We start from the raw sequence: 13,291 nt of genomic DNA, 5'->3' as shown, positions 1-13,291 counted from the left end.
CGCCTCAAGGCGCCGGGGTAAATAGGGAAACCAACCAGGGAAAAGCCTCGGGGTAGTCGTCGCAGGACAATACAAATTCCTGACCTCGGTGTACATTCTGCAAACGTACCAAATCACCAAAACGTTGCCATCGATTTGGGTCGGCGTGGTAAGAAAGCACGCTCGCACGGCCTTCGGGATGAAACCAACCCGGCAACAACCAACGACCGCGGGAGCGCCCCGCTTCGGTGAGCACCCGCTCGGCGCAACGTGTTCGCCACTGCCCTGCTCCGGGCATTCTGCCGGCTAAACCCGGTAAAACCAAGCGCGATGATGCGCGGTAAACCACATTCAAGGACCCACGCGTGCCAAAGGCGTGGGGATGCTGGTTCAAACCCGCCACGCGCTGACGCGATTCACCGCCGAGTTGGTGGATCGAACCGATTTGGAACCAACCGTAAAGCAGGTGTTCGTCGGCGCCGCGGGGGGTGAACCGATAACGGCTGCCGTCGTGATCCACCGGCCGGAACCAACTGTAAAACAAAAAGAGGTCGCCGACCTGAACGCCTTGGTTCAGCAGATGCCGCTGCGCCGCGCCCGCTTGGCCGAACAAGGGCCGCCAACCACGCGGACGTTGTGCCAGCGCCGCGGCGTCGAGATCGGGGTCGAGATGGGCGCCGTGCCCTGGCAGAACCTTGCCTCGGGTTAGATCGCGAATCAAGGCGGCCGGTTCCACATCAGGATGGCGGAGGTCGGCATAGGTCAGGGGTGAATCGGGATCGGGGATCGGAAAAGGCAACAGCGTACCGTCGGGTAACAACGCATTGGCGCAGCCGCCCGCCGAGGAATCAAAACCTTTTCTGCTAAAAATCAAACGCATCCACCAACTCCTTGGGTGAAACAAGTACCGAAGCCCTTGGGCCGCGCCCTGTCCCGCGATTGCCGAACCCGTGGGATTCGGGTCAATGCAGGGACTGGGAAAGAACGGGGGCGTTCACACCGCCACGCACAGCCAAACAGGATACGCGCGTGCGCCCCCCAGAATCGATCACTTTAGGTATAATGCCAGGGTTTATCGTAACCCATCGAAAGGACCCACCATGGCGCCTGAGATTCATGATCGGCTGCACATCACCGACGACTTCAAACCTTATGACTTCGCCGTGAATGAGCGACCTTCCCGCGAGGCCGAGCTTGACATCGATCCCCTTTACCGCGACCGCTGTTTGATCCACGCCATTCACGGCGGCGACACCATTCCGCGTCCCTTTTACAACAGCCTGGTTGCGCGCGGACCGGACGGCATCGAAGACGTGCTCAGCAACGTTTATTTTGCCGAGAAAGATTGGGGCACCTTTCAAATCGCGGCGCGTTTGGCCCATTACCTGGGGCTGAACGGTTACCTGCGCATCAACGTGGCCCGGGCACTGATGGATTTCGGACGTTTTCCCGGGATGACCCCGCCGGACGCCGGGCACCTCGACCGCTTCGCGATTAACTACCCGTTTTCCTACTACCTTGATCACGAACAGAAAACCAGTTTACTCCAAAACATTTACGACCGCACCTCGCGTTATTACGAACAGCAAGCGCCCGGGAAGCTTTTAATTCTGGGCGTGCACACCTACGACACGCACAATCCCAGCGACGGCGACGGTCATGCAGGGCCGGGCACGGTACGTCCCGAGGTCAGCATTATTTACCGCGCGCTGAGTTTTCAGGCCAAAGCCCGCATGCCCTACGGCCTGTTTGATCGCCTGTTCATCGACGAGTTGGCTGAATTCACCGCCGACCGCCGGCTCACCGCCCGCATGGCGCTCACCCTGGAAAAAAACGGGATCGGCGTCGGCCTGAACTTCCCCTACCTGCTCCCCAACGGTAGCTTTGAAGTACGCGGCCAAATTTGGACCTTCTTTTCTTTTCTACGCGAGCGTTTTGAGAATCGCTACCCGCACAAACGCGGGTTGACCCCCTACGAACTGGTGTGGGACATGTTGATGGACACCAACCTGCGCGGGACGCAAAGTGAAGGCCTGCGCAGCTATTTACACATGTACCGCGAACCGCCGAAAAACCAGTTGCGCCTCTACCGCGCCGCGCAACGCGCTTACTGTGACATCGAAACCTTTCTCAACCGCAACCGCCGCGAAATCATGACCGATTTCCGCTTCTCGCCCAACCGCCTCAGTTCCTTGGCGATTGAGGTGCGCAAGGATTTGATCTGGCGTTTTGAGGACCGCCTGTGCCGCAAACCGGTACTGGGTCCCGAGGGGCTGATCCGCGAAAACGTGGATCGCATCGCCCACCTAATTAGCAGCGCCATCGCGGTTTATTTCAACAAGGATCGCGGCCCGATCCTCGAACGATAAAAGGGAGACCCCCATGACCCAACCCCACCCCGAATTTCACCTGGTTCGCGTAACCCGACCCGACTACATGGTATTGGCCAAAGAGCTGCGCCACCGCATTTTCGTGGAAGAACAAGAAATTCCGCAAGCGTTGGACCACGACGGCTTCGATCTCCACAGCATGCACGTGCTGGTTTTTGCCGACGACGAACCCGTCGCCACCGGCCGCTGGCGGGAAGAACCCGAAACCTGGGCCGACCTATCGCGCATCGCGGTACTAAAAGCCTACCGCGGCAACGGCTTGGGCGCCATGGTGGTTGAAGCGCTGCTGGCCTGGGCGGAAGAAGCGGGCATGCAGCGCGCCTGGCTGGAACCCCACGCGCATTTGGAAGCATTCTACAACGGGTTCGGCTTTGAGCGGCGCGGCGAAGGCACCGAGGTGGCAGGTCATCACTTGCTGCGCATGGAACGCAGCCTCGGCCCGATTTAAGCAGGGCCCCGTTGAACGGGACCCCATCTCGAAGGAAAAAGGTCAGATGCGGCGCAGGACGGTGGCGCAGTTGCTCACCGCGGCGCCGCCCACGTTCAGAACCACGCCGATTTCGGGCGTGCCCTTGGCGCGCGTTTGGCCGATGGGCTCATTGACCAGATGTTTGTAGGTCAAGGCGTGCATGGACACACCGGTGGCGCCGACCGGGTGCCCCTTGGCTTTTAAGCCGCCGGACAGGTTGACCGGGCAATCGTCCTCATGGCTGAAACGGCCGTCGACATAATCGAACCCGCCGCGACCGTCTTCGCTGAGGCCGAGCGCCTCGGTGCAGAGGATTTGGTTGATGGTGAAGCAATCGTGAACTTCCACCATGCCCACATCGGCCAAGGTGATACCCGCCTCTTTGAAGGCCGTGTTCACCGCGTGTTTGGCGCCTTCCAACTCAAACAGCCGCGCGCGGTTCTCCAACGCACTGCGTTCCACCGCGTGGCCGATGCCCGCGATTTCCACCGCTTTCTTGGAAATCTGTTTGGCGTGATCGCCGGCCGAAATCACGACCGCGGCGGCACCATCCGAGACCAAGGAACAATCGTGCAAGCGCAACGGCGGCGCGACCAGCGGGTTGCTGCCGCGCCCTTCGCCGGGAAGCGCCAGGATGGAAGCGGCGTCGAGCAGACCGCGTTTCTCGGGCAAACCGCCGGGCCCGAAATGGGCCAACGGGTTTTTGGCGCCGTTGCGGTAAGCCAAAGCCGAAACGTGGGCCAGGTGGTTGCGGTAGGTTTCCTCATCGAACTTGTAATGGGCGAAGTAACTTTTGGCCAGTTCGGCAAACAAACCGGGGAAGGTCATGCCGCGGCTGCCCTCGGAAGGCCAATAGGAAGAACAGGCCAGCGCGTGGGTCACGCCCTTGGTGTCGAGCAAGTTCATTTTTTCAACGCCGATCACCAGCACGTTTTTGAAACGGCCGGATTCCACCGCGTACATCGCGTTGTAAAGCGCCACCGAACTGGAGGCACAGGCACCCTCGGTGCGGGTCATGGGTTTGAAACGCAGGGCCTCGGGGGCGACTTCAACCGCCAATGGCGCCACGTGTTCTTGGTTGACGAACTTGGAAGGCGAGCAACTGCCCAACCAAACCGCATCGATGTCGTCGGCGTTCAGGCCGGCGTCGGCAATCGCCCCCTGTCCGGCCTCCACGATCAGTTCATAGAAGGATTTGGTGTCTTTGACTTCACCGGTCTCGCGGTTTTTCTCAACAAAGGCACCAAACGCCGTGTTGTGGGCGCCGATGATACACACTTTGGCCATCTTATTCTCCTTTTAAGGATGTTTTGAACATGCGTAATGCCCCCAACTTTCGCAGAAAGTCGCAAAAAAGAAAAGACCGGCCGGCGGTTCAGTTGTCCTCAATCGGCGGACCGGTGTAGTTGGCGCGGGGTCGAATGAAACGGCCCTGATTCACCTGTTCGATGCCGTGGGCGACCCAACCCACGGTGCGGCCGACAGCGAACAAAAACCAGGCGGCGTGGGGTGGCAAACCGAGGGCGACACTGACCAGCGCCAACCCGGAATCAAGCGTGGGCGGGTCCTCGGTGCAGCGCTGGCAAAGGTCAATGCGGTCCAGTGCCCGTTGTGCCGCCTCTGGATCGGGCGCGTGACGCAGGACAAGCGCGCGGATGGCGCTAAAACGCGGGTCGCCGGCGGGATAAAAGGGATGCGCGAAACCCGGAACCGCTTCGCCGCGATTGAGCCGGGCCTGGATATCGCGTTCGGCCGCATCGGGTTCCAGCAGGACCAAATCGCGCAAAAGGGCCTCGACGCGGTCGGAGAAGCCGCCGTGATGGACCCCGCGAAGGGCGGACAACCCGGCGCTGACGATTTCGTATACCCCGGTGCCGGCGGAGGCGACGCAACGGGCGGTAAAGGAAGAAATGTTGAGTTCGTGGTCGGCGCAGAGAATCAGCACGGCGTTTAGCAGGGGCGCGGTGGTTTCGGGCGGCAGCGACCAACGACGCGCCAATCGCGTGGCCAGGGGTACCGGCTGATCGCCGTGCTTGCCGTCGTCCGTCCAGGTTGCCAACAAGCGGGCGGCACGACGGGCCATGCCGCGCGTTTTGGTCTGCTGTGAAACGGGATCAGCGGCGGCGGCCAATCGGGTTTGTAACTGGAGGCGGTCACAGGGGTGCAGGTGCCGGTACCGGTTCAAAAAAGCGCGATCCTGCGCGGTAAATTCGAGTGGGGACCAGTCCAGGCTCAGCGGTGTTTCGCACAGTTCGCCCCACAGCCAAGCGGTTAATGCTTCAAAAGAGGTGGTTTCGGCCAGCAGGCAGGCGTCGCGCCCGCGGTAATAAAAACGCCCCTCGCGAATTTGGGTGACTGCCGAGTCGAGCAGCGGCGGTCCCCACTGGAGGGATTGGGCCACGCCTTTGGCGGGATCGCGGCGCAAGTCCCGCTTGTCCTTGAGGGCGGTAACCTGCTCGCGCGAATAAAGCTTGCGTCGGGTGGCGCCGTCGCTTTGGGACTGCAACAAACCCCGCGACACGTAGGCGTAGAGGGTCGGAAGACTGATGCCGAGCATTTCGGCGGCTTGCTTGCTGGTGATGAGGTGGGCGTCGGCGGAATGTGGCATGGCCTTATTCAAACAGGCCGAGGTTTGGGAAGCAAGCAGGGAGCACGACTTGATAACAACTTTATATATTGATTAACTAATCAATGTTGACAACATGAATCAACAAACAAACAATACAAAGGCAACCACCGGGTCGGCCGCCTGGCCAACAGGCCGAGTTTTCTCGGCCAACCCCCATAAAACCAAAGGAGTACACCATGAGCCTTTCCCCCGCCCCCACCTTCTCGCCCGGCCTTGAAGGTGTCATTGCCTGTGAAACCCAATTAAGTTTTGTCGACGGTCGGCAAGGTATTTTGCTCCTGCGCGGCTACCCGCTGGAATCATTCGCCAGGGCCGCGCGTTTTGAAGAGGCCGCCTATTTGTTTTGGTACGGCAGGCGACCCGACCCAACCCAAGCCGCCGAATTCGCTCAGCGCTGGGCCGATCATCGTGTTGTCGACGCGGATCTGTTAAACCAAATCGCCGCGGCGGCGCGCCGCGGTATGCCGGCGATGGACGCGCTGCGCATGGGTGCCGCCGCCGTCCACCTCGACGCGGCCCAATCCCAGGACATGATTCTGGGTGCACAACGCATTACCGCGGCCCTGCCCACGATCTTGGCGGCCTACCTGCGCGCCCGCGACGGCTTGGCCCCGGTTGAACCCCGCCGCGATTTGGGCCATGCCGCCAACTTTTTGTGGATGTTGTCGGGTGAAGAACCGGATCCGGCCAAGGCACGCGCGTTGGAAACCTATTGGAACACGGTGATTGATCACGGCCTCAATGCGTCCACCTTCACCGCGCGGGTCATCATCTCGACGGGTTCGGATTTGGTTTCGGCGGTAACCGGCGCCATCGGCGCGTTAAAGGGTCCGTTACACGGCGGCGCCCCGGGTCCGGCGCTGGACATGGTGTTCGAGATCGGCAGCGCGGAAAACGCGGAACCCTTCCTGCGCGCCAAATTGGCCGCGGGCGAACGCATCATGGGTTTCGGCCACCGCGTGTACAAGGTCCGCGACCCACGCGCCGAGGTCTTGGGCCAAGCGGCGCGGGAGCTGGCGGACGCGGGTAGCGACCAAGCTTTGTATGATTTGGCGATCACGGTTGAGGAAACCGCCCTGCGTCTCCTCGCCGAATTCAAACCCGACCGCAAACTCTACACCAATGTCGAGTTTTACACCGCCTTGCTGCTGCACGCGGTCGGTTTCAAACCGGACGCGTTCGCCCCGTTGTTCGCCTTAGGTCGCGCCGTCGGCTGGTGCGCCCACGGCATGGAGCAAGCGGCGGAAGGCCGCCTGATCCGCCCCAAGGCCCACTTCACCGGCACCCGCCGGGACTGGGAAACCTAACCCGCATTGACGGGCGAGGATTCCTCACGAGCCGTATCTTCAGAGCGCGGTTTGTGAGGAATCCGCGCCGCACGAAAAAACGTCGGCGGCGTTTGTGGTTCTCGGGCCTTGTTATTTGGGGCTTAACCCTTTGTCCCGAGGCATTTTGAACCCCTGGCCGCGCACCTAACCCGCAATGCTCACAAGGATTCGTCGCGAGAAGTTGGAAGCCGTATGCCCGCGAAGATGACGGCCTAGCCAGGCCACAGAGGCCCGACCATTCGCGGGGCCGACCATGATCGCAAATGATCCGTTCGCCGCAATCACAATTCAACCCGTCGGGTTCGTACCGGCGAGGAAAGCACGCGCTTTCCAGAAAATTCCGTCACTTGGATCGGTCGTGGGCGAAACCTATGCCCGGTTGTATGAAAACCAATCAAAGTTGCTTAAAGAACCCGACATGAACCAACACATGGGCAAGTGGGGAAAAGCAAATCACACAAGCTCATATTTAGTTAAAAACCAGGAGTTTAGAACGATCAATTAAGCGTCTATACCAAGAAAAGAGACTTCCGTTGGCCGAACCAGATCAACGGACACTTTTCCGCAAAGTTTTATACAACATCTTAATACTCCCACCCTCGGTTGCATATGCAACTCAGGTTTCAACCTTCCCTTCCGTCTCTGATTCGGCGCAACGGTTCCGCTCTTCCCTTCACCATATTAACCAACGGTCACTCGGCCCGTCACCACGACAGGCGTCAAGCCGTTTTTCTTCTGAGGCCACTATATCAAGCCGAATTCGGTGTCGTTTTGGCTGGATCACCGGTTGATGGTCGCTTTTCGAAAACCGAGCGATTCCCTATTGATCGAACCCAATTAAACGCGGGGGCCTGGAGTCCCTTAAACGCGCCTAACCTCAGGTGATGAATTTACGGCTATCAATTCGAATCCACCGGCGTCATTCAGTTTCGTTTGATGGAAAACGCGCAATTCAACAAAATCAATATTAAAGAATATTCAACGATTCCCGATGCTTCGCAATTTTTCTAGTCACGTTCTAAAGATAACGACCAAAGCTGGGATGCGTTGATTCCCGAGGAAGGTGAACGCCTTCCAGCTTTGGCCAATGATGTTTTGATTCGGGTCCGGTTCTCGGGATCGAAACCTAATGAAACGCCGGCTTTGAAATTCGGCGACGTCAACCTGATCGGGTACTTAGACCAGGAGTCTGGCGTATACGTGACGTGCGAGCATGCGGTGAGCCAGAGCGTTTCAACGGAAAAAATTGATGTGGAAGTGAACATCCCCAGTGGGACCACGGTTCGTTGGTACGGTATGAATGATGGTGATCGGTGGGAAGAGATGACCTTGGTAGAAACGAAGCCTGTTGATCATCTTTGGACGGAATACAGGTTAAGTTGTGAATTTCAGGATTCTGCCGGCCGCAAGGTGCCGGTTTAAGGCCGAATTGGAAGAGTGTTCGCCGGTCAAGGCGAGGGTTTATGGTTTAGGGCGACGTTTGCTTAAGGAATTCTAGGGTTTAGCCCGGATCATCAGGGTCACCGGGTAAAGGGCCTCCACTTGGAGCCCCACCCGAATCCGAGCTGACTGCTGGTTCGTTTTGCTGGGATAACTGGAGCCCCTCAATGGAAAGTGAAACGGAGTCCAAATCAGTAAAGGGCTTTTCTATTTCTCTTTGCTGAAAATTTGAGTTGTAAGAATTCACTAGGTTGTACGGAATTGAACCCTCTATTCTCATGGTATTCTCCTATGTTATTTAGCGCTGTTTTCACCTGCCTTCTCTAAGATGAATTCAATACATTTCCTTTCGGCGGAGAAGACTCGGCTTGTATTAGTTGAACTTGAGCCAGAATATGGGAATTTCATTTTCTCAGCCCAGTACCGTTCGTATTCATGAAGTAGACCAGGATTCTGGCGTGCACGTGACCCGCGAGCATGCGGTCAGCCAGGGCGTTGCAACGGAAAAAATCTATGTAGAAATGAACATCCCCAGTGTGACAACGGTTCGTTGGTACGGTATGAATGATGGTGATCGGTGGGAAGAGATGACCTTGGTAGAAACGAAGCCTGTTGATCATCTTTGGACGGAATACAGGTAAGTTGTAAATTCAGGATTCTGCCGGCCGCGAGGTGCGGTTTAAGGCCGGATTTGAAGGGTGTTCGCTGGTCAAGGCGAGGGTTCTTGGTTTGGGGGCAACATTCTCATGAATCTCTACGGGTTGCCATCAGGTTCATCAGGAACATCAGTCGGAGGTCCAAGAGTGGTGCTATCACTGGAAGCTTGAGAGGATTCTGAAAAAGCAGAAGCCTTAACTAAGGCTTCCGGAGAAAATATAGCTTCGTCCTCCTCTATAGAGGCATTCACTCCTTGTTGTGTTTTATCAGGCTGGGGATTAGCTTGAAGCTTAGAGTAGTTAGACACAGCAGATGCTGTAGAGGTTGATGTAATGTTCACCAAAAACTCCTTTCGGTTAGTTCGCCTCCATTGCTAGAGACTGAATCATTTCAATGTAATATCGGTTATTTGGGAATGTCCCTTTGAGTGGTTCCGAGCTTAAATTAGATATGGGAAGTTTCATTTCTTGGGCCCATAGCTGTTCATAACTCAAGATATATTCAAGTAAAGTTGGGTTATTTTGATTTATGGTAATTAACTGGGCTTTTTTAAGGAGATTGAAACTCTCTTCTAGTTCACCTTTTGAAATAAGCAGCAAGGCATGATGAGCAAGATAGACGGCAAGATAGGTCTTGTCATTCTCAATATAAGAAAGCTGTATAGACTTCAAGCTTTCTTCTATGGATTTCTCAAGGTCTCTCTCTAGAAGCCAGTACTTTGACATGTGGTGGTGAACTTTCCCTTTATGATGCATAGTTTGTAATAAGGTAGCTTTCTTTGTGTTTTTCAACACTCCATCCGAGTCTCCAAGAAAGAAGTAACATTCGGCTAAACCAAGGTAAGTATCACGCAAATCATTCACCTGACTTCTTGTCCCCGCTAAGTTTGTTTCAGATTTACTAAAACTCTCCATCGATTCATGAACTTTTCTACGAACAAGGTAGCTTACACCAAGTAAGTAATGCCCCTTCGCCTGCCAACCCGGGTTAGGATGATCATGAAGCGGTTTTATAAGAGATTGAATCTCCTCAATTGATTCATCGGGATCATGAACTTTCGCCCAAGCTACTGTAATGAGTTGCCCAAGGCTTTTTTTATTCTTATTTTGCTTTGCTAGCCTTTTGACAGCCCCCAAACCACCTTCTTCATGGGCTTTTTTAAGTTGCTCTAACTCGGGATAAGATTTGAAATACACGGAGCCGCCAACCACCCCAACACAAACAACAAGCGACAAAGCCGACATTGCAAAAGACAAAGGCACCCGCCACCTAAGAAACCGCTTTCGTAAACTACGCTTTTTAACCTTAACCGGCTCTGATCGACCAATACCGGCGTGACCCCCGTCTAGAACACTGACGGCTTGGGTGCTTTCGACCGAATCCTCAACAAATACATTCGAGTTCTCGACCTGTTTAACACTTTCAGATGTCTCCGATTCCAGAACCTTCTCAAGCAACTCCAAAACCTCTTCCTCCGGCATGGGTTGCTCCAACCCCAACTGATCCGCCGCGACCCAGGCGTACTGTGCCCCAAGGTAAATCTGCTGCTCGTGACCTGTTGGCTTATAAATTTCCGTCTTTACTGGTTGATAGATAAGCGCGGTCGGCGAGGCCTCGGGATTCGGATCGCTCGAACTCTTAATAAACATCCTGTATCTTTCTGGCATGTAACGGCTTAAGGAAGGCTGCGCGACCTTTGGGTTCTTGTCATGCTTTACTTGCATCTCCCTTGAGATCTGTTGGTTCCCTTCCCATTCGGACACGATGTCCCCTGTGCTGTAGGGTTTTCGTGGATCGAGTGACAACAAAAATTCCTCAAACCAACGATGCCTTTTCTTTTTAGGTTCCCCATTTGCGACCGCCATAACAACTCCTTTTTCAATACGATAGCTTCAGAGCTGCACTTTTCCACTCGGGGTGTTAATCACTCCCCCTTGTGGTGACCCTCAAAGTGCGGTTGGTTCGGAGTGCAACCAACATGCTCCTCTTTGTAACTTTCACGACGTGTAGACAAACGAAAATTATATGCAGACAGGCCGGATCCAGGCAATCTTTTCAAGATTCTTGATCATTCTTAACCGTCGTTTTCCCGGTCATGATTCAAACAAAGGCCCTCGATCCCTGAACGTAGCAAATGACTTTCCGTAAAACGCTGAAAACAAAAAGAGTGCTGCCTACGTCTCTTGCCGTGCTTCATAATTTCTTCAAAAACCGGACAATGAGTATTCAACCAAAACAAATGCGCCGTGGGTGATCGTCTCTCCCAAGTTGACAACGGCTACAACCAAGAAACGCGCCCGATCCGCTAAATGCCTGGTATTGGTGCGCTTTGATCGTAGATCACAGATCTTTGACGCAGGAAACCAGATGTTATTGAGTTAGCACCATTTAATATATTCAACTAACTTTACAAGAACAGTAAAATTCACAATATTTATCAACCATAAAAATCAACTCGACTCCACAAACAATACCTATTTAATTCGCGAATAATGATTATTTTTTGTTGAAAATTTACAGTTGCAATTTTCAAATTCGACAGTGTATAACTTTAAAAGTCAAAGCGATGAGAGAATTAACCCTGCTGGTGAAATCAAACAGTGCGCTGTAACTTAGCGATTCTTTGTGGACTCGCCCGAAGGCTGTTTGTGCTTCATCTACTTTGGCGGCCCTAGCAAAACAAACAAGCTTTCAAGAAAGCGATAGCGTGATTTTAAGACAGTTTGTCGATGGCAAGAATTGACATAATCCAGTAAAGAAGAGATTTGTTATGACCGATCTATTTCACAAAGATGAGCTAGAACTTAAGATGGTAGAAAAGACCTGGTCCGTCGAGTCCCTACTTAATCAAGACGGAATTTTCTACTTAAAAGACATCGTCGAAAAGCTCGAACTCGATACGGTAAAAATCAAACGGCTTGCTCGTCAGATGAGAGAGGACGGTAAAGACCCGTGGGTATTAGCAGGCATTCGCAAAGTCTGGAGTCACTGGATCGTCAGAATGAAGGTTTTTGCGCCCTTTTACCGAGAGAATCTACTGCGAAGGTATGAGAAAGTCGACCCGAGTTGGGACGGGAATACATTGTTAAAACAACACGGCGTTTTTTACCTTGCCGACGTGTGTCAACTTATCCCTTTTTCCGCGCATCAACTCCGTTACCAAGCAAAAAAGATGACGAACAGCAGAGAGAAAATTGGTGTATTCAAGGACCCTGATACCAAGGGTTATGCCGTGGATATGGTGGTATTTTCCGCTTGGATCAAGACCGTTTGGCAAGACACAGAGGTGAGCAAGTAACCGGCAAACGAGGGTGTGCAACACGCGCGGGTAGCGGTTGCAAAGGGGCTTTTGCGACCACTACCCGCGATACCAATCATCTACCCATCGCGGGAAAAGAGACAAGCATTGGTTTTTTAATCGATCCCCTACATTGGGGGCGGATTCGTCGCGGCTGAAGGTCGATTTAGGTTCAGAACGCATGCAGTTCGGGTGCACCAACGTTCACGGGCCTTTTTCGAGGCTGCCGCGACATTTTTTGAGACAGGTGGTGTATGCCAATTTTCAGACTATTTCGGAAAAACAAAAAAAAGGAGAACACCCCAGGCTATGGGGTTCATTCTGCCGGCTTATCCCATCGTGGAAAGGTCCGAGAAACGAACCAGGACGCATTTATGTTTCCAGATAAGGCGAGCTGTGGTCCTGCTGTGATGGCTGTTGCCGATGGTATGGGAGGGCACCAAGGCGGCGAAGTTGCCGCAAAGCTGTGCATCAAAATCTTCGGCGAAACCCTAAAAGACGGCTATGACGGCGCCTGGCGGTGGCCGGACGCCTGGGGAAAACCGCCGAAAACCGGTGAAAGAGACCTCGAAAGCTTCATCCTTGAACATGCCTTAATGACCGCGCACTTAGCAATCAGCAAGCTTGCGCGGGAAGACAATACCCTGCATGACATGGGAACTACCTTCACCGGGGCATTGATCGAAGGTGAAACGCTTTACAGCATCCACGCGGGGGATTCTCGACTGTATCGCTACAGGAACGGTTTTTTAAACCAGCTCACCCGCGATCACCGCTATGACCCCGCGGTGGGTGACACGCTCATGATCCCCGCGGCGTTGGCTGAACGCACCACCGCCCCAAACGTCTTAACCCAATCCGTTGGTAATGGACCTTTAAAACCTGACCTTGACAGCCACAAGCTACAGTGGGGCGATATTCTTTTGTTTTGCTCCGACGGCCTAACCGACATGATCTCCGACGAACACATCCGGCGAATTCTTGGCGCGGGAACATCCGCACAGCAACGGGCTCAAGCGCTCATCGATGCCGCCCTTCTCCAAGGTGGACGGGATAACGTTACCGCGGTGGTTGCCACTTGTCTGTGAGCATTCACAGGTG

13 protein-coding genes are annotated in these 13,291 nt (G+C 54.4%); 8 read left to right on the top strand and 5 right to left on the bottom strand.

Annotated elements, in window-relative coordinates:
• Positions 1-4: 4 nt before the first annotated feature.
• Positions 5-859: an Nmad3 family putative nucleotide modification protein gene (locus J3U88_RS17485; RefSeq protein WP_207860223.1), complete on the bottom strand. Its 855-nt coding sequence runs from the start codon at positions 857-859 to the stop codon at positions 5-7.
• A 220-nt stretch (positions 860-1,079) separates the two neighbouring features.
• Between J3U88_RS17485 and J3U88_RS17480 the strand changes: the two genes are divergently transcribed.
• Positions 1,080-2,348 (top strand): hypothetical protein, encoded by a 1,269-nt coding sequence (locus J3U88_RS17480; RefSeq protein WP_207860222.1) that lies wholly within the window; start codon positions 1,080-1,082, stop codon positions 2,346-2,348.
• Between the two features lie 13 nt (positions 2,349-2,361).
• A complete protein-coding gene (locus tag J3U88_RS17475) occupies positions 2,362-2,817 on the top strand; it encodes a GNAT family N-acetyltransferase (RefSeq protein WP_207860221.1) in 456 nt (151 codons plus the stop codon).
• Between the two features lie 42 nt (positions 2,818-2,859).
• Here the strand turns inward: J3U88_RS17475 and J3U88_RS17470 are convergent, their stop codons facing one another.
• Together J3U88_RS17470 and J3U88_RS17465 are read right to left on the bottom strand one after the other, a co-directional pair.
• Entirely contained in the window at positions 2,860-4,125 is a 1,266-nt protein-coding gene (locus tag J3U88_RS17470) for a thiolase C-terminal domain-containing protein (protein ID WP_207860220.1), read from the bottom strand.
• An 88-nt stretch (positions 4,126-4,213) separates the two neighbouring features.
• Positions 4,214-5,446, bottom strand: coding sequence for a citrate synthase family protein (locus J3U88_RS17465; protein WP_207860219.1), 1,233 nt, complete (start codon positions 5,444-5,446; stop codon positions 4,214-4,216).
• A gap of 197 nt (positions 5,447-5,643) precedes the next feature.
• On the opposite strand from J3U88_RS17465, the gene J3U88_RS17460 reads away from it, so the two are divergent.
• The 4 genes from J3U88_RS17460 to J3U88_RS17445 all read left to right on the top strand — a co-directional run bounded on the left by J3U88_RS17460 (position 5,644) and on the right by J3U88_RS17445 (position 8,876).
• Entirely contained in the window at positions 5,644-6,774 is a 1,131-nt protein-coding gene (locus J3U88_RS17460; RefSeq protein WP_207860218.1) for a citrate synthase/methylcitrate synthase, read from the top strand.
• 274 nt (positions 6,775-7,048) lie between these two features.
• Complete coding sequence (locus tag J3U88_RS17455; RefSeq protein ID WP_207860217.1) at positions 7,049-7,300, top strand: hypothetical protein; 252 nt, start codon at positions 7,049-7,051, stop codon at positions 7,298-7,300.
• A 542-nt stretch (positions 7,301-7,842) separates the two neighbouring features.
• Entirely contained in the window at positions 7,843-8,217 is a 375-nt protein-coding gene (locus tag J3U88_RS17450; RefSeq protein WP_207860216.1) for a hypothetical protein, read from the top strand.
• Positions 8,218-8,630: 413 nt separating this feature from the next.
• Entirely contained in the window at positions 8,631-8,876 is a 246-nt protein-coding gene (locus J3U88_RS17445) for a hypothetical protein (RefSeq protein WP_207860215.1), read from the top strand.
• A gap of 113 nt (positions 8,877-8,989) precedes the next feature.
• Here J3U88_RS17445 and J3U88_RS17440 read toward each other — a convergent pair whose 3' ends face one another.
• On the bottom strand, positions 8,990-9,232 hold the full coding sequence (locus J3U88_RS17440; RefSeq protein ID WP_207860214.1) for a hypothetical protein: 243 nt from the start codon (positions 9,230-9,232) through the stop codon (positions 8,990-8,992).
• Positions 9,233-9,248: 16 nt separating this feature from the next.
• Positions 9,249-10,757, bottom strand: a complete 1,509-nt coding sequence (locus J3U88_RS17435; protein WP_207860213.1) for a tetratricopeptide repeat protein — start codon at positions 10,755-10,757, stop codon at positions 9,249-9,251.
• A 905-nt stretch (positions 10,758-11,662) separates the two neighbouring features.
• Here J3U88_RS17435 and J3U88_RS17430 point away from each other — a divergent pair.
• Both J3U88_RS17430 and J3U88_RS17425 read left to right on the top strand, forming a co-directional pair.
• Complete coding sequence (locus tag J3U88_RS17430; RefSeq protein ID WP_207860212.1) at positions 11,663-12,190, top strand: hypothetical protein; 528 nt, start codon at positions 11,663-11,665, stop codon at positions 12,188-12,190.
• Between the two features lie 254 nt (positions 12,191-12,444).
• A complete protein-coding gene (locus J3U88_RS17425) occupies positions 12,445-13,278 on the top strand; it encodes a PP2C family protein-serine/threonine phosphatase (RefSeq protein WP_279382562.1) in 834 nt (277 codons plus the stop codon).
• The last annotated feature ends 13 nt before the right edge of the window (positions 13,279-13,291 follow it).

The sequence above is a fragment of the Acanthopleuribacter pedis genome (genome assembly GCF_017377855.1).
GTDB classification, from domain to species: Bacteria; Acidobacteriota; Holophagae; order Acanthopleuribacterales; family Acanthopleuribacteraceae; genus Acanthopleuribacter; species Acanthopleuribacter pedis.
Note: the sequence above shows the minus strand (reverse complement) of the source record. Positions and strands in the feature narration are given on the sequence as shown.